This is a genomic window from Nocardia sp. NPDC005366 (assembly GCF_040606855.1).
In the GTDB taxonomy this organism is placed as follows: domain Bacteria; phylum Actinomycetota; class Actinomycetes; order Mycobacteriales; family Mycobacteriaceae; genus Nocardia.
In genome coordinates, this window is record NZ_JBEXFQ010000007.1 from 64,804 (window position 1) to 82,825 (window position 18,022).

At 65.8% G+C, this 18,022-nt stretch carries 16 protein-coding genes; 11 read left to right on the forward strand and 5 right to left on the reverse strand.

Translation table 11 applies throughout. From position 1 onward, the window contains the following. Positions 1-9 precede the first annotated feature (9 nt). Positions 10-1,212, reverse strand: a complete 1,203-nt coding sequence (locus ABZS43_RS10540; RefSeq protein WP_355035579.1) for a cysteine desulfurase-like protein — start codon at positions 1,210-1,212, stop codon at positions 10-12. Positions 1,213-1,502: 290 nt separating this feature from the next. Here ABZS43_RS10540 and ABZS43_RS10545 point away from each other — a divergent pair, with 290 nt between their 5' ends. From ABZS43_RS10545 to ABZS43_RS10575, 7 genes are all read left to right on the forward strand, one after another. After that, the gene (locus ABZS43_RS10545) at positions 1,503-2,105 is read left to right on the forward strand and encodes a bacterial proteasome activator family protein (RefSeq protein ID WP_355035580.1); all 603 of its coding nucleotides are present in this window, start codon (positions 1,503-1,505) and stop codon (positions 2,103-2,105) included. 276 nt (positions 2,106-2,381) lie between these two features. Then, the gene (locus ABZS43_RS10550; protein WP_355035739.1) at positions 2,382-3,227 is read left to right on the forward strand and encodes an ABC transporter permease; all 846 of its coding nucleotides are present in this window, start codon (positions 2,382-2,384) and stop codon (positions 3,225-3,227) included. 12 nt (positions 3,228-3,239) lie between these two features. Beyond that, positions 3,240-4,085, forward strand: coding sequence for an ABC transporter ATP-binding protein (locus ABZS43_RS10555; protein ID WP_355035581.1), 846 nt, complete (start codon positions 3,240-3,242; stop codon positions 4,083-4,085). After that, positions 4,082-5,098: a glycosyltransferase family 2 protein gene (locus ABZS43_RS10560; protein ID WP_355035582.1), complete on the forward strand. Its 1,017-nt coding sequence runs from the start codon at positions 4,082-4,084 to the stop codon at positions 5,096-5,098. Before ABZS43_RS10555 ends, ABZS43_RS10560 begins: the two co-directional genes overlap by 4 nt. Before the next feature lie 261 nt (positions 5,099-5,359). After that, positions 5,360-6,406: a ribosome small subunit-dependent GTPase A gene (rsgA, locus tag ABZS43_RS10565; protein WP_355035583.1), complete on the forward strand. Its 1,047-nt coding sequence runs from the start codon at positions 5,360-5,362 to the stop codon at positions 6,404-6,406. A 55-nt stretch (positions 6,407-6,461) separates the two neighbouring features. Next, positions 6,462-7,172, forward strand: coding sequence for a hypothetical protein (locus ABZS43_RS10570; protein ID WP_355035584.1), 711 nt, complete (start codon positions 6,462-6,464; stop codon positions 7,170-7,172). A gap of 190 nt (positions 7,173-7,362) precedes the next feature. After that, positions 7,363-8,214, forward strand: coding sequence for an NAD(P)-dependent oxidoreductase (locus tag ABZS43_RS10575; RefSeq protein WP_355035585.1), 852 nt, complete (start codon positions 7,363-7,365; stop codon positions 8,212-8,214). A gap of 51 nt (positions 8,215-8,265) precedes the next feature. Here the strand turns inward: ABZS43_RS10575 and ABZS43_RS10580 are convergent, their stop codons facing one another. Both ABZS43_RS10580 and ABZS43_RS10585 read right to left on the reverse strand, forming a co-directional pair. Then, the gene (locus ABZS43_RS10580; RefSeq protein ID WP_355035586.1) at positions 8,266-10,161 is read right to left on the reverse strand and encodes a glycosyltransferase; all 1,896 of its coding nucleotides are present in this window, start codon (positions 10,159-10,161) and stop codon (positions 8,266-8,268) included. 206 nt (positions 10,162-10,367) lie between these two features. Further along, positions 10,368-10,949, reverse strand: coding sequence for a GtrA family protein (locus ABZS43_RS10585; RefSeq protein ID WP_355035587.1), 582 nt, complete (start codon positions 10,947-10,949; stop codon positions 10,368-10,370). 151 nt (positions 10,950-11,100) lie between these two features. Between ABZS43_RS10585 and ABZS43_RS10590 the strand changes: the two genes are divergently transcribed. Together ABZS43_RS10590 and ABZS43_RS10595 are read left to right on the forward strand one after the other, a co-directional pair. Beyond that, a complete protein-coding gene (locus ABZS43_RS10590; RefSeq protein WP_355035588.1) occupies positions 11,101-12,093 on the forward strand; it encodes a glycosyltransferase in 993 nt (330 codons plus the stop codon). Positions 12,094-12,251: 158 nt separating this feature from the next. Continuing rightward, positions 12,252-13,685: a DUF2142 domain-containing protein gene (locus tag ABZS43_RS10595; protein WP_355035589.1), complete on the forward strand. Its 1,434-nt coding sequence runs from the start codon at positions 12,252-12,254 to the stop codon at positions 13,683-13,685. A gap of 9 nt (positions 13,686-13,694) precedes the next feature. Here ABZS43_RS10595 and rfbB read toward each other — a convergent pair whose 3' ends face one another. Further along, complete coding sequence (gene rfbB, locus ABZS43_RS10600) at positions 13,695-14,711, reverse strand: dTDP-glucose 4,6-dehydratase (RefSeq protein WP_355035590.1); 1,017 nt, start codon at positions 14,709-14,711, stop codon at positions 13,695-13,697. A gap of 306 nt (positions 14,712-15,017) precedes the next feature. Here rfbB and ABZS43_RS10605 point away from each other — a divergent pair, with 306 nt between their 5' ends. Beyond that, positions 15,018-15,737: a hypothetical protein gene (locus ABZS43_RS10605; protein ID WP_355035591.1), complete on the forward strand. Its 720-nt coding sequence runs from the start codon at positions 15,018-15,020 to the stop codon at positions 15,735-15,737. 203 nt (positions 15,738-15,940) lie between these two features. Here the strand turns inward: ABZS43_RS10605 and ABZS43_RS10610 are convergent, their stop codons facing one another. Continuing rightward, positions 15,941-16,921, reverse strand: coding sequence for an alpha/beta hydrolase (locus tag ABZS43_RS10610; RefSeq protein ID WP_355035592.1), 981 nt, complete (start codon positions 16,919-16,921; stop codon positions 15,941-15,943). A 226-nt stretch (positions 16,922-17,147) separates the two neighbouring features. On the opposite strand from ABZS43_RS10610, the gene rfbA reads away from it, so the two are divergent. Further along, positions 17,148-18,020, forward strand: coding sequence for a glucose-1-phosphate thymidylyltransferase RfbA (gene rfbA, locus ABZS43_RS10615; RefSeq protein ID WP_355035593.1), 873 nt, complete (start codon positions 17,148-17,150; stop codon positions 18,018-18,020). Positions 18,021-18,022: the final 2 nt, after the last annotated feature.

The following is an 18,022-nucleotide window of genomic DNA, read 5'->3' on the forward strand; positions in this document are numbered from 1 at the left end:
GAACGACGTCTATTCGAGGGCGGCCAGGGCCCGGCCGAGCTGGTCGATCTCGAATTTGGTGGTGTAGGGGGCCAGGCCAACGGTCACGGCCCCGCCCTCGTCGTTGACGCCGAGCGCGTCGAGCAGGCGGCTGCCTCCATGCACTCCGCTCAACGTCCCGATGCGGGCGTCGGCGAGTTTGGCCGCGACCTTCTCCGCCTGCATACCCGCGAGGGTGAAACTGACCGTCGGAATGCGGGTGGAGGCCCGCCCGATCACCGTCAGATTCGGGATTTTGTCCAGGGTGTCCATCAGATGTTCGAACAGCTGGTCGTGATAGTCCTGCAACGAGGTGATGGAGATCTCCAGGCGCTCGCGGCGGGTGCCGGTGGCACGCTCGTCCAGGCCCGCCAGGAAGTCGATCGACGTCGTCAGCCCGGCGAGCAGGGCGTACTGGTGCCCGCCGACCTCGAGCCGTTCGGCGCCCTTCGCGTAGGGATTCAACGACATCGACGGAATGCGGTCGAGGAAGGCCGGATCGCGGAAGACCAGTGCGCCGATCTGCGGACCGCCCCAGGCCGGTGCGCTCAGCGCGACCACGTCGGCGTTGAGATCGTCGATATCGATCAGCGCGTACGGTGCGGCGCCGAACGCGTCGGCGACCAGAAGACCGCCGACCTCGTGCACCCGGTCCGCCGCCACCCGCACCGCGGGCGCGGAGCCGACGATCGGCGACGCGGCGGTCAGGGCGACCAGCCGGGCGGTGGGTCCGATCAGTTCCTCGAATTGCCACGACGGCATCTCGCAGGTCTCGATCTCGACCTCGGCCCAGCGCACGTGCGCGCCGTAGCGATTGGCGATGCGCAACCACGGCGCGACATTGGCCTCGTCGTCCAATCGGGACAGCACGATGCCGGTGCCGAGCCCGAGCCGGGAACTCAGCGATTCCGCCAGCCACGCCAGCAACACCGCCCGATCCGGGCCGAGCACGACGCCCGCCGGATCGCCGCCGACCAGATCGGCGACCGCCTCGCGAGCCGCGTCCAGAATCGCGGCGCTGCGCACGGCGGCGCCGTTGCGCCCGATATGAGAGAACGACGACGTACGGAAACCCGTTGACACGGCACGGGATACCGAATCCGGAACCAGCATGCCTGCCTGCGGATCCAGATGGATCCAGCCGTCGCCCAGGGACGGTATCAGGCCCCGAACCCTCGCGACGTCGTAAGTCATGCTCGCCACTCTAAGGGCAGTGGGCAAGCCCGTGTAACAGTGTTCCCCGTGACCGGCGCCGACGAGCACAACTGCCCCCGGTTACGCAGCGGCGTGCGGGGGCGCGGCGAACTGGGACTCAGCATGGCAACCGACTTTCAGCAAATCCGAACCACACGACGACCCGAACAGTTTAGGACGCTACCGCCTCGCGCAGATACCGGCCGGCGAACAGCTCTGCCCCTGCCCGGTCCCTGGCCCGGCCCCTCCCGCCTTAGCGCGTTCGGCCCGAATTCGACATGATGGGGATCATGACGCATTCGGATGAGGCACCCGATTCCATCGTTGTGATCGGTCCCGACGGACAACCCCTGGTCATACCGGCCGACGCGGGCACTCCGTTGACCGGGCAGGTGGTGAACGACGCCGACGACAAATCCGACGACCAGGACGCTCGCGAGGAAGCGGGCGAATCGCTCGCCGACATGGTGGAGCAGCCCGCCAAGGTCATGCGTATCGGCACCATGATCAAACAACTGTTGGAAGAGGTGCGCGCGGCACCGCTCGACGACGCCAGCCGCACCCGTCTGCGCGAGATCCACAAATCCTCGGTCCGCGAGCTGGAACAGGGCCTCGCGCTGGAACTCCGTGAGGAGTTGGAACGGCTCACCCTGCCGTTCACCGACGACGCCATCCCCTCCGACGGCGAACTGCGCATCGCCCAGGCCCAGCTGGTCGGCTGGCTGGAGGGCCTGTTCCACGGCATCCAGACGGCGCTATTCGCCCAGCAGATGGCGGCGCGAGCCCAGCTGGAACAGATGCGCCAGGGGGCGTTGCCGCCTGGCCTGCTCATGGCCGACCCCCGCGGCGGCCGACCGGACCACGTGACGGGCGGCTCCGGGCAGTACTTGTAGGGCGCGTGGAGTCGCGAAATCCGGCGCGATCGCATACGCACCAGCGGGTCCGCGTGAGAATCGGGACGGGTAGTGTCGGGGACCGTGCCCGCCGCTGCCGCTCGACCCGACTCCGATATGAGTACGGTGCGTCCTGAAGAGAGCCAAGTGCGTTCAGATGACAGCTCAGTGCGTTCAGAGGAATCTGCGCAAGCAGAGGACATCCGTGAGTCGGGAGACGAGAACCCGGTGACCGCCGAGAACTCCACTCCCGCCGAGACCGCAGGCAGTCCGGCGGTGGGTGTCCCGACGGAGCCGTTGGTCTCGGATTCACAGACCTTCCAGCGCGCCTTCAAGGATTTCCGCGACGGCCTCACCCAGCGTGAGCTATGGCTGTCGCTGGGCTGGCAGGACATCAAACAGCGCTACCGGCGTTCGGTACTCGGCCCGTTCTGGATCACCATCGCGACCGGCCTGCAGGCCGCGGCGATGGGTGTGCTGTACGCGACACTGCTGGATCAGCCGCTGAGCCAATACCTGCCCTACGTCACCGTCGGGCTCATCGTCTGGAATGTGATCTCGGCCAGCATCCTCGAGGGCTCGGAAGTCTTCATCGCCAATGAGGGCCTGATCAAACAACTTCCGTCGGCGCTGAGCGTGCACATCTACCGGATGGTGTGGCGGCAGTTCCTGTTCTTCGCCCACAACATGGTCATCTACCTGGTGTTGCTCGCGGTGTTCAGCGTGTGGAAGAACCTGGGCTGGGCGAGTCTGCTCGCGGTGCCCGCGATGGTACTGCTGTTCCTGAACGCGATGTGGGTGTCGATCGTCTTCGGCATCTTCAGCACCAGGTACCGCGATATCGCCCCCATCCTCAGCAGCACCACGCTGATGCTGTTCGTGCTGACGCCGGTGATGTGGACGACCAAGACGCTGCAATCGCAGATGGGGGCGGGTGACCGGGCCAGGCTGGTCGAGATCATCCCGACCTTCCACTACCTGGAGATCGTCCGCGCTCCCCTGCTCGGCGAGCCGCAGGCGCTGCGGCACTGGGTGGTCGTCGGCACGATCACCCTGGTCGGCTGGATCATCGCGGTGCTCGCGATGAAACAGTTCCGTTCGCGCGTCCCTTACTGGGTATAAGGAGGCTCCCCGGTGACCTCTCAGGTAAGTATCGAAACCCATCAGGCGTGGGTCGAATTCCCGATCTTCGACGCGAAATCGCGCTCGTTGAAGAAGGCCTTTCTCGGTAAGGCGGGCGGCGCGATCGGACGCAATCAATCCGATGTCGTCGTCGTCGAGGCGTTGCGCGATATCAACCTGGCGCTGAAGGAGGGCGACCGGGTCGGCCTGGTCGGCCACAACGGCGCGGGTAAATCGACACTGCTGCGGCTACTTTCGGGGATCTACGAACCGTCTCGCGGCAGCGCGCGCATTCGCGGCCGGGTCGCGCCGGTTTTCGACCTCGGTGTCGGGATGGACCCGGAGATCTCCGGGTACGAGAACATCATCATCCGGGGACTTTTCCTCGGCCAGACCCGTAAGCAGATGCTGTCCAAGATCGATGAGATCGCCGATTTCACCGAACTCGGCGAATATCTGTCGATGCCGCTGCGGACCTATTCCACCGGTATGCGGGTGCGACTCGCGATGGGTGTCGTCACCTCCATCGATCCGGAGATCCTGCTCCTGGACGAGGGTATCGGCGCGGTGGACGCGGAGTTCATGAAGAAGGCGCGTCTGCGCCTGCAAGAACTGGTGGCGCGTTCCGGCATCCTGGTGTTCGCCAGCCATTCCAATGAATTCCTCGCACAACTCTGCGATTCCGCGATGTGGATCGACCACGGGCAGATCCGCCTGCGCGGCGGTATCGAAGAGGTGGTCCGCGCCTACGAGGGGCCGGACGCGGGCAACCACGTCGCGACGGTGCTGCGGGAAATGGAAGCCGAGCGGGTGGCGACGAAAACCGACGAACGAGAACTGGAGCGGAATCCGACATGAACGAGCCGACCGGGCGCGACGTCCCGATCGATGCAGGGGTGTCGAACCCGGTCGACTTCGATGATGACTATCCGCCGCTACTGGATGTCTCGCTGGTGCAGCCCGAGGCCGGTACCGGACCGGACGCGCGGATCATCGCCGTCGTCGTCACGCACAAGCGGCGCGAACTGCTCGCCGAATCGCTGAAAGTGCTTGCCGCGCAGTCACGGCCGGTGGATCACCTGATCGTGATCGACAACGGGAACGAGCCCGAGGTCGCCGAACTGGTCGGCGAGCAGCCGATCGAATCCACCTATCTGGGTTCGGCGCACAATCTCGGCGGTGCGGGCGGATTCGCGCTCGGCATCCTGCACGCGTTGACCCAGGGCGCGGATTGGGTGTGGCTGGCCGATGACGACGGCAGGCCCGAGGGGGCCGAAGTGCTGTCGATCCTGCTGGATTGCGCGGCGAAATACGGCCTCGCCGAGGTGTCGCCCGTCGTCTGCGATATCGATGAGCCGGACCGGCTGGCCTTCCCGCTGCGCCGGGGCGTGGTGTGGCGGCGGCTGCGGTCCGAACTGGGCGAGGAGGATTTCCTGCCCGGTATCGCCTCGCTGTTCAACGGCGCGCTGATCTCCGCGAAGGCGATCGACCTGATCGGCGTCCCCGATCTGCGGCTGTTCGTGCGCGGCGACGAGGTCGAGGTGCACCGCAGGCTCGTTCGTTCCGGACTCCCGTTCGGCACCTGTCTGCAAACGGCCTACCTGCATCCGAACGGGGCATCGGAATTCAAGCCGATCCTCGGCGGGCGGATGCACACGCAATATCCGGACGATCCGGTGAAGCGGTATTTCACCTACCGCAACCGCGGCTATCTGATGGCTCAGCCCGGTATGCGGAAGCTGTTGCCCCAGGAGTGGGTTCGCTTCTCCTGGTTCTTCCTGGTGACCCGTCGCGATCCGGCCGGATTGCGCGAGTGGTTCCATCTGCGCTCGCTCGGCAGGCACGAGCAGTTCGGCAAGCCCGACAAATAGACCGATTCGACGATTCCGCGCACCACCCGACCGTGCGCGGAATCGTCGCAGGTAGAAAATGGTTTGCGGGGATTCGCGCGCCGTGTCAGAGTAGGTGCGCCAGCGAGAGAGACAAGGAGGTGGAGAGAACGTGAAGACCGACCGTCGGATTGTCGTGTCCGGTCGAGCCGCGCAATTGCGCGCCGCCGCACGGAATTCCACCTCGACACTCTCTCGCTGAGTCCGGGCCGGGCTCAGTGCCCGACGAAGGACTACCTCCCCATGGTCGAGAACGACCTGCTCGTCCCTTACGGCTGGACCGAAGCCGTTTCCCACGACTACTCGCATGTCATCGCGGACGGATGCGTTCCCGCGCGGGTGATCCGCGTGGATCGCGGCGAATGCGATGTCGCGACACCCACCGGACTCGCTCGGGCCCGGTGTCCGCGCGCGGATTCCGAGATCAGCGGATTATGCACCGGTGACTGGGTGAGTATCGACGCCGAGCGGACGGTCAGGCAGCTGCTGCCGCGACGCTCGGCGATCGTTCGCTCCTCGGTTTCCGGAAGATCGGAAGGGCACGTACTCGCCGCCAATGTCGATACCGTGCTGATCTGCACCGCGGCCGACGGTGATGTGGATCTGAACAGGATCGAGCGCATGCTGGCCCTGGCCTGGGAAAGTCATGCCGTGCCCGTCGTCGTGCTCACCAAAGCCGATGCGGCGGAATATGTTCCGCTCGACGCGGTGCAGGCGGTCGCGCCGGGAGCTGCGGCACTCGCGATCAGCGCGACGACCGGAACTGGCCTCGATGTGCTCACCGCGATGCTGGCGGGCACCGTCGCGCTGATCGGGCCGTCCGGTGCGGGTAAATCCACTCTCGCCAACGCACTGCTCGGTGAGGAGGTGTTCGCGACCGATGCCGTGCGCGCCGCCGACAAGAAGGGCAGGCACACCACGGTGCACCGCGAACTGCGACCGCTGCCCGGCGGCGGCACGCTCATCGACACCCCCGGACTGCGCGGCATCGGTCTGTGGGATGCCTCAGACGGGATCGAACGAACCTTCAGCGATATCGAATCCCTCGCCGAACAGTGCCGATTCGGTGATTGCTCGCATACGAGCGAACCGGGATGCGCGGTCCGAGCCGCCGTCGACAGCGGTGCGCTGACCGAGCGGCGTCTGGACAGTTATCGCAAACTGGCCAAGGAGAACGCGTGGATGCGGTCGCGCACGGATAAGCGGTTGCAGGCCGAACGGCAGCAGGCGCGCAAGGACATCACCAAACAGCAGCGCCAGATGTATCGAGACCGGAGCTCGCGACGCTGATCGCAGGGAACCACGGTAGATTCGCCTCGCATACTCGCGATCCTGGGAGAGATGGATGAGCAACCCCGGCGGATATCCGCCTCAGGGCCAGCCGCAGCCCGGACAGTGGCCGGGCACCCCCGTGCCCGGACAGCAACAGCCGCCGCAGGCGGGTCAGCCGTACGGCGCACCGCAGCCGTACGGCCAGTCCGCGCCGCATCAACAGGTGCCACCGCAGCCTTACGGCCAATCGGCACCGCACCAGCAGCAGCCCTACGGCGCGCCGCCCGGCGGTCAGCCGCAGCAGTTCGGGCAGCAGCCGCCACCGCAATTCGGCGGGCCGCCCGCGCAATTCGGGCAGCCGTACGGTCAGCAACAGCCGCAGCAAGGCGCACCACCACCGCCCGGCATCACCGTGAACGCCACCTACGCGTGGATCGGTTTCCTGCTCGGTCTGCTGACCACACCGAAGATCAAGATCAACGGCCAGCAGGTGCCGAACACCCGCTGGGGTGACAACCACATTCCGGTCGGTCCAGGCAACTACCACATCTGGATCGCCACGCCGTGGCTGTTCGATATGGGCGCCAACGAACTCCCGGTCCAGATCAACCCGGGACCGGGCGCCCGCGTCTACTACAAGCCGCCCGCCGTGTTCTTTCTCAAGGGCGCGATCGGATTCGGGCCGCAGAAGACGCCGGGCATGCTGCTCGCGTGGCTTCCGCTGGCGATCGTGCTGCTGTTCACCTTCCTGATGTTGGTGCTCGCGCTGGCGGCCTCGGTCTGATCCTCGGACGGTAGACGGGTGCCGGACCCTCGCGGTCCGGTGCCCGTTGTCCCCCCCTCGAACCACCGCCTGCCACGGTGGCGCAACCCCTATGCAACCAGTTGCATAGGGGCGTGGTCTACGCTTAGTGTGCAAAGCGCGGAAGGCCGCGGGCATCTGTCGACCTGCGGCACACACTAAGGAGCAGGTAATGACGGAACCGGCATCGAAGCCGCTCGCGGGCAAAACGCTGATCATGTCGGGCGGTAGCCGCGGCATCGGTCTCGAGATCGCCAAGCGTGCGGCTGCCGACGGCGCGAATATCACCCTGATCGCCAAAACCGATCAGCCGCATCCCAAGCTCCCCGGCACCATCCACACCGCGGCGGCGGAAGTGGAACAGGCGGGCGGCCAGGTGCTGGCGTTCGTCGGCGACGTGCGTATCGACGAATCGGTGGCCGAGGCCGTCCGTCAGACGGTCGAGCGGTTCGGGGGCATCGATCTCGTGGTCAACAACGCCTCCGCCATCGACCTGTCACCCACCGAAACACTGTCGATGAAGAAGTACGACCTGATGCAGGACATCAACTGCCGGGGCAGCTTCCTACTCTCGAAACTCAGCATCCCGCATCTGCGCGCCTCGGCGAAGGCGGGGAACAATCCCCATATCCTCACCCTCTCCCCGCCGCTGAACCTCGACCCCAAATGGGCGGGTTCCTCGCTGGGCTACACCATCGCCAAATACGGCATGTCGCTTACCACGCTCGGCCTGGCCGAGGAGTTGAAGGGTGATGGCATCGGCGTGAATTCACTGTGGCCGCGCACCACCATCGCCACCGCGGCTGTCAAGAATCTGCTCGGCGGCGAGGAAATGGTCGCCACCTCGCGCACCCCCGACATCTACGCCGACGCCGCGTACCTGGTGCTCACCTCGCCCGCCGAGAAGACCACGGGCAATTTCTTCATCGATGACGACGTCCTGGCTGCCCACGGCATCACCGACCTGGACAAGTACCGCGTCACCCCCGGCGACGGGCCGCTGACCACCGACCTGTTCCTCTGAGAGTTCCGGTGGCCGTGCGCCGTGCACGGCCACCGGCCCCGGGGTATTCGGTCAGTCCGCCTTGATTCCGTACAACCGTTCCCAGTTCGAGCGGCTGGTGAGTTCGGGCATGGCGGTGCGGTACTGCTCCTGCAGGGCGGGGAGTTCGCGACGCAGACGGCCGAGCACGCGCAGGGTGCGCAGCAGCAGCGCGCGGGCGCGGGCCTTGTCGCGGCGACGGACCCGCACGCCCGACTGCGAGGCGTCGGTGACCACGACGTGGTCGAACAGCGAGACGTGCCACCAGTACGCATCCTCACGGGTGACCCCGATCAGACCGTGCTGGGTGCGGCCGAACCACTGGTTGACGGCGCGTTTGACGAGCACGAGCATCGTCCGGCTCGGTTCGCCGCCGGCCCGGCGAATCTGGATATCCGCGGAAGGCACGGGCGGCGTCGCGGCCGGATGTTTGATCGTCTCGGCGTAGTCGGCACGGCTGGTGCGCGCCTGCGCCAGCGCGGCGATTCCGCCGTCACGCAGGATTTTCGGTCCATCGAGGAAATCCTCGATGCCCTGCAGGGTGGTGTGCACGAGGCCGTACTGCATGGCGACCAGCTGTTCGGCCAGATTGCGGAACAGTTGGCGGGAGATGGCCTTGCCGTCCAGATCGGTGTGCAGTGATCCGACGATGAGCGAATTGCGGGTGCTGAAATAGCGCGCCCAGTCGTCGTAATCCTTCCAGTAGAAATCGGCGTGCCAGACGGCGGCGTTCGGCAGGGTGACGGTAACGAAGCCGTGTTCCTTGGCGCGGATGCCGTATTCGACGTCGTCCCACTGGAAGAAGATCGGGATGGGAAGGCCGATCTCGGCGACCACTTCCGCCGGGATCAGGCAGGTCCACCAGGCGTTGTAGCCCGCGTCGACGCGTCGCTCCTGATTCTTCTTGAGCATGCTGGTGTTGCGCAGCGCCTTGGCCACCTTCTGCCCGTGCTTGAGCTCGTGCAGATGCACCTCTTCGGCGCCGACGTTCAGGTAGTCCGGGTTGAGCAGGAACAGCATCTGCGCACCGACGAGCATCGGTTCCACCGTGGAGTTGGCGAAGGCGTTGAGCCGCAGCACCGTCTCCGGCTCGCACAGGATGTCGTCGTCCATCAGGATGACGTCGGCGTGTTCGTTCACCGCGGAGACCTCGTAGAGTCCGCGGGTGAACCCGCCCGCCCCACCGAGATTCGGCTGACGGATGTAGCGGAGTTTGTCGCCGAAGGTCGGCAGCGTCTCCTGGAAAAGCGGCCGGTCCTGCACCAGATCGGTACCCTGATCGACCACGTAGACCGCGTCGATCGCGGCCAGCACGGTCGCGTCGGACGCGAGCGCGGCCACCGTCTCCGCGCAATCGGCGGCCCGGTTGAAGGTGCAGATCGCGATGGCGACCGGGCGGACCCGCTCGGGCGCGACCGAGGTCCAGGTGAGTTCGGTGATGCCGAGGTCGCCGCCCGCGGCGTCGAATTCCAGCCAGAGCGCGCCACCGTCGACGTACTGGTCCAGCGGCGCGGTCAGCGTGACGGGACCGCTCGACGTGACCTCGGTGGTCACGATGATCCGGCGGTGCCCGGCGATATCGGAGGCGACCAGCCGGACGCGGGCCTTGTTCACCACGTCGAGCACCATGGTGGTGCGCACCTCGGTGACGGTGGTCCAGCGCTGCCAGTAGGCCGCGGCGAAACGGCCGAAGTAGGTGTTGGTGTGTGCGGTCGCGCCCTTCTCGAGGCGCAGCGCCAGGCGCTCACGGTGCCCGCGGCCCTTGACCACGGCGTACAACTCGTCGCTGACCTTGGCCGACGGTCCGGTGAAGATACCGCGCTGCAATACCAGCCGATCGGGCGCGCGATGGTCGGCGCGCAGCGAGGCCGGCGCTGTTTCGGCGCGGTCGTTCGTTTCGGTAACGGCCTGGGTAGCCGACTGATCCATGAAGTTCCTCGAAATCCTTACGTGCCGACGGGGCAGACACGCCCCTTGACGCCGATCGCGGCGGGGCCGAGGATATCAATCCGCGCCTTCGCCTGCCCGCCCAGCAACCGGATAATCCGGTCGGATCGGTCACGCGACGACCTTCCCGGTACCCGTGGACCGCATTCACCCTATGCCTGATTCCGGCGGTCCGCGGCGCGCAATGCCTAGGCCATGTCCGATTTCTCGGATTTCCCGGTGAACACGAATTTGTCATAGGCCCAATACCGGAAGACGACAGCGACGATCTGGCCGATCAGGGTTCCCGAGATGTTGTCCGACAGCGGCGTCGAAAGGTCGAGGACATAGCGGGAGAAACCGAGGCAACCCAACTGCAGACCGATCGCGACCACGTTGAATACCGCGTAGAGCAGATATTCGCGGCCCGGATTGTCGGTCTGCTTATGGGAGAAGGTCCACCACTTGTTGCCGAAGTAGGTGACGACGGTCGCCACCGCGATCGCGATGATCTTGGCCTGTAGCGGCGCGTGATAGAGAACACCCTCGCCGCCCCAGAAGACGAGCAGGTTGTAGGTGCCCGCGTCGACCAGGAACCCGATCGCGCCGACGACGAGAAAGGCGGCGCCCTGTCGCAGGCCCGCGATCAGTCGCGATATCAGTGACGGCGCGACAGGCGGCGGTGTCGACGCGGCGGACGACGCCGGTGTCGACGCGGCGGACTGCGCCGGTGTCATCGCGGCGGACTGCGCCGGTGTCGACGCGGAGCCCGACCGTTCGGGAACTGACACGGGCTGCTCGGGGTAGGACACCGGGCGACGGTACCCCACTAAACTCGACACATGCGGCCTGCTGCCTGAGCCGACCGGATGAGCGCCGTACCCCACAGCCCTGTACCCTCCCGGTGTTCCCATTCACCGCCGACATCGAGGATTGACCCGGGTGGATTCCACCGAGCTTCGCATTGCCGCCGTGGTCCCGTGCCACAACGAAGAGGCTTCGGTCGCCAAGGTCGTCGCCGACCTGCAGGCCGCCGTGCCGGGAATCGTCGTTTACGTCTACGACAATCTCAGCACCGACAAGACCGCCGAGCGGGCCCGGGAAGCGGGTGCGATCGTGCGGTACGAGCACACCAAGGGCAAGGGCAATGTGGTGCGCCGCGCCTTCGCCGACATCGAGGCCGATATCTACTTGATGATCGACGGCGACGATACCTACGAGGCGTCCGCCGCACCGCTGATGATCAAGACCCTGCTGGACGGTCCCTACGATCACGTACTCGGCGTACGCAAACAGGATGAGGGCGCCACCGCCTACCGCGCGGGCCACGAAACCGGTAACCGCGTGCTCAACGGCGTTGTCGGCAAGGTATTCGGCGAGAATGTCGAAGATATGCTCAGCGGCTTCCGCGTGTTCTCGCGCCGATTCGTCAAAAGTTTCCCGGCGGTATCGCGGGAATTCGAGATCGAAACCGAACTCACGGTGCATTCGCTCCACCTGCGAGTTCCGCGAACCGCGGTGCCGGTCGGGTTCCGGGATCGCCCCGCTGGCAGTGAATCGAAACTGCGGACCTATCACGACGGTTTCAAAATTCTGGCGCTGATCATCGGATTGGCGAGGCACGAGCGGCCGGTCGCGTTCTACGGCCTGGCCGGGACGCTGAGCTGGCTCGTCTCGATCATCCTGACCATTCCGATCGTGATCGAGTTCTACAACACCCACGAGGTGCCGCGCTTTCCCACCCTGTTCCTCGGTTTCACGCTCCTGCTGCTCGGCAGTCTGGCGTGGACAGCGGGTCTCATCCTCGACGGTATCCGCCGCTCGCGGCACGAGGCCGCCCGATTGGTCTACCTGCGTTACTCCGCGGTCGGCTCGGACGGCGGGCGGGCGATCGGCCCTGGCGGTGACTCGGCCGCCGGTGGGGTCACACGGTGACCACCTCCGCGAGTCCAGCGCAGAACACCGATTCGAGCGAGACCGTAGCGGAACCCGTGCGCGCCGAGTCGTCCCCTGACGGTGCGAAGGAGACTGCGCGGCAACCGAGTTCGGGCTCGCGCGTTCGCTCGTCCATCGCCCGGTTAGGTGCTCCGATCGTGGCCCGCTTCGGCGCGGCGACGCTGGCGTTCACCGTGCTCGCCGGGATCTTCGGTGCGTTGTTCACCGTTGTCACGCCGCCGTTCTGGGGCCATGACGAGATCACCCAGTTCGGCCGCGCCTACCAGGTCGCGCACGGCGGCGCGCTGCCCCAGCGCATCCACGACGCGCGTGGCGTCGCCTACGGCGGCGACGTTCCGGTCAGCGTGACCGAATTGATGGGCTATGCGCTGCGCGACTACACCACCAACCCCGAAGAGCCCGATCCGATGATCGCGGATCCGGCCGTCTACGACCGTTTGAAGGATGCGGCGGTCTCCGAGGCCGCCGAACCCGTCTGGTTCACCAATACCGCCGCCTACTCACCGGTGCCGTATCTGCCTGCGGCCGCGGGCATCCGGATCGCGGAGGCGATGGGTCTCCATGTCGGCGGCCTGGTGCTGACCACCAGACTGGCCGGACTGCTCGCCTATCTCGCTGTCGTCGGATTCGCGCTGTGGACACTGCGGGCGCACCGGGTGCAATGGCTCGCGTTCACCGTGGCGGTGCTGCCCATCGCGGTATTCCAGGCTGGCACCGTCACCGCCGATACGCTGACCAACGCGCTCGCCATTCTGGTTTCGGCGCTGCTGGTGAAGAGCCTGTTCCTCGGCGAACGACTGCGTGGCGTCGAAACGGCCGCGCTGCTCACCGCGACGGTGCTGCTGCCCGTCAGCAAACCGACCTACGTCCTATTGGCGATGCTGGTTGTCGTCGTACCCGCCAACCGGTTCGGCTTCACCGGCCTGCGCCGCTGGATTCCGTTGGCCTTCGCCGGGGCGGGCGCGCTGGCGTTCGCGGTCTGGATGAAGATCGCGGCACCCACCGGCGAGGGAATGGGTCTGATGCGTCCGCAGCACCAGTGGAATTCGGTGCGGCCGGGTGATCAGTTGAGCGGAATCCTCTCCGATCTCCCGCAATTCGTCTCGACCTTCGGCGACAGCATCATCTACCGGGATCAGCGCTGGTTCAGTCAATTCTTCGGGGAACTCGGCTTCGCCTATATCGATGTGCCCGCCATATCGATGCTGGCCTGCCTGCTCGCCTTCGCGGTGAGCGTCGGCATCGCGGAGCGGATGAATACGATCACGGCCACTTTCCGGCGCACCCTGCTCGTCGCGCTGACGGTCGCCGCCAGCGTCGCGATGATCTACGTGACGCTGTACATGTCGTTCACGCCGGTCGGCTACTACATCATCGACGGTGTCCAGGGCCGCTATTTCGTGCCGCTGGCAATCGTCGGCGTCACGGTGCTACTGCGCTGGATGTCGTTGCGGCTCACCGATTCCGAGGGCAGGACGCCGGGTTGGGGTCCTGCCGTCACGGTGATCGCGGCCTCGGCTGTCGCACTGATCGCGGCGACGGCCAAATATCACGCCATCGTCTGGGGCTGAGGGCGACACCTATTCGGGGTCGACCCCGAGCGTCTGCTCGCCCGCTTGGGCATAGGCGCGTTCGGTTCCCGCTTTATCGGGGCGCCACCATGATTCGTTGTCGCGATACCAGTCGATGGTCGCGGCCAGCCCCGCGCGGAAATCTGCGTAACGCGGGGCCCAGCCGAGTTCGGTGCGCAGCAGGCTCGCATCGATCGCATAGCGCTGGTCGTGGCCGGGCCGGTCGGTGACATGGTCGAAATCGTCGGGGTCGCGACCGAACGCTTCGAGCAGCATGCGCACGACCGATTTATTGTCGAGTTCGCCGTTGGCGCCGATCAGATAGGTCTGACCGATTCGTCCGTTTTCCAGAATGTCCCAGACCGCGCGATTGTGATCGTCGACGTGAATCCAGTCGCGAATTTGATGGCCGGCGCCGTAGAGCCGGGGCCGGACGCCGTCGATCAGATTCGTGATCTGGCGTGGAATGAACTTCTCCACGTGCTGATACGGCCCGTAGTTGTTACTACAGTTGGACAGCGTGGCGCGCACCCCGAAGGATCGGGTCCAGGCCCGAACCAGCAGGTCACTGGATGCTTTGGTGGACGAGTACGGACTCGACGGGTTGTAGGGGGTCTTTTCGGTGAAAGCCGGATCGTCCGGGGCGAGATCTCCGTATACCTCGTCGGTGGAGATGTGGTGATATCGCACGTCGTACCTGCGCACCGCCTGCAACAGCGAATACGTTCCGACGATATTCGTCTGGACGAAGGGCCACGGCTCCGACAGCGAGTTGTCGTTATGCGATTCGGCGGCGAAGTGCACCACCACGTCGACCCCGCTGACGAGTTCGTCGACCAGATCGAGATCGGCGATATCGCCGTGCACGAAATCGATCCGGTCCGCCACCGGATCCAGTGACGCCTTATTTCCCGCATACGTCAGTGCGTCGAGGACGGTTACCGTCGTGTCGGGTCGTTCGGCAACGGTCTGCTGGACGAAATTCGCACCGATGAACCCGGCGCCGCCTGTTACGAGCATTCGCACACCCAGAACCTTACGTGGGCCGCACCGGGTTACGCCGTCGGATACCTATGACCCGGACCGGACAAATGAACCATCTAAGTGATGTGACATTCGTCACACTACTTAACGGTAGAACAATGAAGTCCGGTTCTGTTTGGTCCCGAACACCCTGTTCGTGGTGCACGTTTCCAACAACTCACCGCCATACAAGACTTAATGGTGAACAAGATTTGAATTCATGGTCATAGCTGGTTCACCACTCGTTAGCTGGTCTAGATTTCGATCGTCTAGTCCCCCCGAACGCTTCACATCGAGGTTGAGAACAAAATGCTGATGAGGAAATTCGCCGCCACCTCGGCGCTGCTGATCGCCGCCCTTGGCGTCACCGCAGGCGCTGTCAACGCGGCGCCGGCCGCGCCGTCCACCGACGCGCCGATCAATTTCACCGCGCAGGCCACCGACACCCAGTCCATCATCACCATCGACTCCGGCTCGATCGTGGTCGAGAACGACGCCCTGAAGATCAAGGCCGCCGACGGCACCGTCGTCGCGGGCTCCGAGCTGAAGTTCCGGCTCGATGACTACGAACTGCCGATCGCCGCGCAGATCTCGGGTAACACCGCGACCCTGACCCCGCAACTCGACGTGGACAAGGCCGTCTACAAGCCGGTCGCCCTGCCCTACGAGGACAAGGCGCCCTGGAAGAACGAGTACGACCGTGAGCTCGCGGCGTTCAACCGTCTGAAGGACACCATCAGCGTCGGCGCCACCGTCGGCACCCTGATCGGTGGCCTCGGCGGCGGCGCCGTCGGCTGCGTCCTCGGCGGACTCACTGCCGGCACCGTGGCCTCGGCCACCATCGTCGGCCTGTTCGGCCCGTTCATCCCGGCCGCCGCGGTCGGCTGCCTCATCGGCGCCAGTGCGGTCGGCTTCCTTGGCACCCTGGTCGGCCAGATCTTCGTGACCGCGCCGGTCGCGATCGCCGCGGCGATCCAGTACTTCGCCACCACCACCGCGCCGTTCGTGGCGCCGGCCCCGGCCAAGTAAGCCGAGTAGTTCTGCGGCACAACTGAATAAGTAATCGGACGAGACCCACCGGACCATGCGCCCGGTGGGTCTCGTCTGACGGGACGTTCAGCGAACTCCCGCACGCCGAGTAATCGGCACGCGGTCGGGGACCGACCAGCACCATCGAGAAACCCCGCCCCGGTGATCCCGGGGCGGGGTTCGACTCGTCCGGCCGACCGTGATCAGGCCGTCCGAGCCTGGTGCGAGGACTCGATAGCGGTGCGGACGAACCGCGCCGCCCGCCCCAACGCCGCCCGCCCCTCGGGCAGGTTCGGGGCGATACTCGTGAAGGCGTGGACCTGGCCGCGCCACAGTTCGAGAGTGTTCGGGACACCCGCCGCGGTGAGCCGACGCGCCATGAGTTCGCAGTCGTAGCGCAGCACTTCGTCCTCGGCGGCGATCAGCAGCACCGGCGGCAGATCCGCGAGCGCGCCGTTCACCGGGGACAGCATCGGGTCGAGCACTCCGTCGACCTCGGCCCCGAGCCGGGCCACCGCCCGCAGCGCCGCCAGCGGGATATAGGGATCGCGGACCACATTCACGTAGTCGCGCTTGGCCGCGTGATCCAGATCGAGCAGCGGGCTGAATCCGATCAGCCCTGCCGGAGTCGGCAGACCCGATTCGATCGTGCCGAGGGCGGTGGCGAAGGCGAGATATCCGCCCGCCGAATCGCCCGCGAGGACGATGCGCGCAGGATCGGCCCCGTGCCGCAGCAGCCACCGGTAGGCGGTGAGGCAGTCCTGTACCGACTGTGTGATGCTACGTCCGGGCAACTGCCGGTAGGCGACATTGAGCACCGCCAGCCCGGTACGGCGGGCCAGGCTCGCCGCGACCGGCCGATGCGTATCCAGTCCGCAGATCGCGAATCCACCGCCGTGCATATAGAGCACCGCGCCGTGCCGCAGCGCGCGGGCGGCGCCCGCGGGCCGGATGATCTCCATCCGGAAACCGCCGAAACTCACCTGTTCCCGATCGATACCCCGCGGTTGCGGGCGCAGCCTCGCGAGATTGTCGACGGCGAACGCGCCGATGGGAATGGTCGTGCGGGTGATCGGCGCGACTCGCAGAATCGGCCGCACCACACCGCGGCAGGTGGCGAGCAGCAGACGCGCCGATGCGCTCGGACCGTCCGGATTCACCACAACGCCGGGTTCGCCTGTCATCGGACACCTACTTCAGCTCGGGCGCGCCGATGCGGCCCGGCGGGGTGCTCCGGGACGAATGTCGACGCTGACATCCAACACAGTGTCATTTCAGAACACCATGTCTTCGTGACCTATGCAACAGAATCGCCCCGATCCACCCCGTGGCGAAAGCGTCGTGATGAATTCGTAGGCCAGTCGGAACCTCCCCGACTCCGAAACGGGGGCGGCTGGCAGACTTCTGCGCATGCGCGGAATCATCTTGGCGGGCGGCACCGGATCGCGGCTGCACCCGATCACGCGCGGGGTGAGCAAACAGCTGGTCCCGGTCTACGACAAACCGATGATCTACTACCCGCTGTCCACCCTGATGCTCGCGGGCATCAGGGATATCCTGGTCATCACCACGCCGGAGGACGCCGAGGCGTTCGGTCGGCTCCTGGGCGACGGGCGGCAGTACGGCATCTCGATCAGCTATGTCGTGCAGCCCGAGCCCGATGGCTTGGCGCGTGCCTTCATTCTCGGCGCCGATCACATCGGCACCGAATGCGCGGCACTCGTCCTCGGCGACAATATCTTCCACGGCCCCGGCCTCGGCACCAGCCTGAACAGGTTCGCCGGACTCGAGGGCGGCGCGGTATTCGCGTACTGGGTCTCCGACCCGACCGCCTACGGTGTCGTCGAATTCACCGAAGGGCGCGCGGTGTCCATCGAGGAGAAGCCGAAGGCGCCGCGATCCAACTACGCCATCCCCGGCCTGTACTTCTACGACAACGATGTCATCGAGATCGCGCGCACCCTGCGGCCCTCGGCGCGCGGCGAATACGAGATCACCGATATCAACCGCGCCTATCTGGAACAGGATCGGCTGCGCGTCGACGTCCTCGCGCGCGGTACCGCGTGGCTGGACACCGGCACCTTCGACTCACTGCTCGACGCCGCCAACTATGTGCGCACCATCGAAGAGCGCCAGGGCCTGAAAATCGGCGTGCCGGAGGAAGTCGCCTGGCGGATGGGGTATATCGACGACGACGAGTTGCGCACCCGCGCCGAGCCGCTGGTCCGCTCGGGGTACGGCGCGTATCTGCTCGATCTGCTCGAACGCGGACGGGATTGGTGACC